Source organism: Moorena sp. SIO4A1 (assembly GCF_010672065.1).
In the GTDB taxonomy this organism is placed as follows: Bacteria; Cyanobacteriota; Cyanobacteriia; order Cyanobacteriales; family Coleofasciculaceae; genus Moorena.
In genome coordinates, this window is sequence record NZ_JAAHHX010000831.1 from 1 (window position 1) to 1,274 (window position 1,274).

2 protein-coding genes are annotated in these 1,274 nt (G+C 39.8%); one reads left to right on the forward strand and one right to left on the reverse strand.

Features of this window, described 5'->3' with window-relative positions; all coding sequences use genetic code 11:
* A partial coding sequence (locus F6K53_RS43285; RefSeq protein WP_293086879.1) for a hypothetical protein occupies window positions 1-215 on the reverse strand: 215 nt, incomplete at its 3' end.
* Window positions 216-557: 342 nt separating this feature from the next.
* Between F6K53_RS43285 and F6K53_RS43290 the strand changes: the two genes are divergently transcribed.
* A complete protein-coding gene (locus F6K53_RS43290) occupies window positions 558-1,190 on the forward strand; it encodes a filamentous hemagglutinin N-terminal domain-containing protein (protein ID WP_293086882.1) in 633 nt (210 codons plus the stop codon).
* Window positions 1,191-1,274: the final 84 nt, after the last annotated feature.

Here is a 1,274-nt window from a genome sequence, read left to right on the forward strand (position 1 = left end):
TGATAGTGTGCTGTTCCCTGTTGCAGCAGTGGTGACGGATTGGAGGAGTATTGGACAACTGCTTCTGCTGAGGAGGTTGGGGAATTGGACTGATAGGCAATAGCAGGTAGATTTGTGATTAGTAGCCACAGGGCTAGAGGGAGATAGCAAGGAATCACTAGCCATCCCTTAAGGAATAGTCGCTGTTGTTGAGTGTTTTGGTAAATTATCGCCATAGCTTTGCTCATCCTGTCGTGGAAGTCCTTCAGCGCTGATTGAGGAAAAAAGACTTTCGCTGGTTTTGTGTACCTAAACGTTTAATGTGAAGTTAAGATGAATTTATTATCATTTATATTAAAAATACTTTAAAAAATTAATTTAACACATTAATTTGTTTGTGTCTTTGGTAAAGTTTTGTTGAATAACCTTGTTATTGTGTTAATTAATCATAATTGTCTACTTTATTTTTTTTAATTATGAGTTAATATCGGTATAATTATTAGGTAATAGCTAACCCTTTTTTCACACAAAAATAACCCCTAAAGCCATGAATAGCAGCCCTCTACGGTACAGCAAAAATGTTTTTTTGGTACTCAAAACTCCCAATCTTATTAATATCTAGCACAGCTTGGGCAGTTTTTCAGACTGCTGCTCACTCCCAGATTATACGCGATCAGACCTTGGGCATAGAACACTCAATTGTTACTCCCCAAGAATTTCGAGACTTAATTGAAGGTGGTGCTATTCGAGGTAGTAACCTGTTCCACAGTTTCCTGGAATTCAATGTCAATGAAGGACAAAACGTCTACTTTGCCAACCCCGATGGCATAGCTAATATCCTCACTCGTGTCACAGGAGGGAGTCGATCACAGATATTCGGCACCTTGGGAGTAGATGGCCCAGCAAATCTCTACTTAATTAATCCCAATGGCATTCACTTTGGCAACAATGCTCGATTGGATGTAGCTGGCTCATTTATTGCTACCACAGCTGATGGGATTAAATTGGGTCAACAGGGACTGTTCAGTGCCACAGAACCAGAAAAAAGTAACTTACTGACTATCCAACCTGGTGCGTTCTTTACTAATGCCCTACGTCAACATCAAGCTCAAATCAGGAATCAGGGTAACTTAGCTGTTGGTAGTGGGCAAGGGTTAGTGTTGTCGGGCTGGGGGGGCGACAAGCGCCCTGTAACCCTTGATATATCTTAAATTGACCAAATTATGGTAAAAAAAGATAGGTCATAAATTGTCAATACGACCTATCAATTGAAAATGCTACCAAAATTATATCAA

Bases quoted from the DNA above. Each gene is read 5' to 3' on its own strand.
- F6K53_RS43290 (WP_293086882.1), top strand. From the start codon at position 558: ATGTTTTTTTGGTACTCAAAACTCCCAATCTTATTAATATCTAGCACA.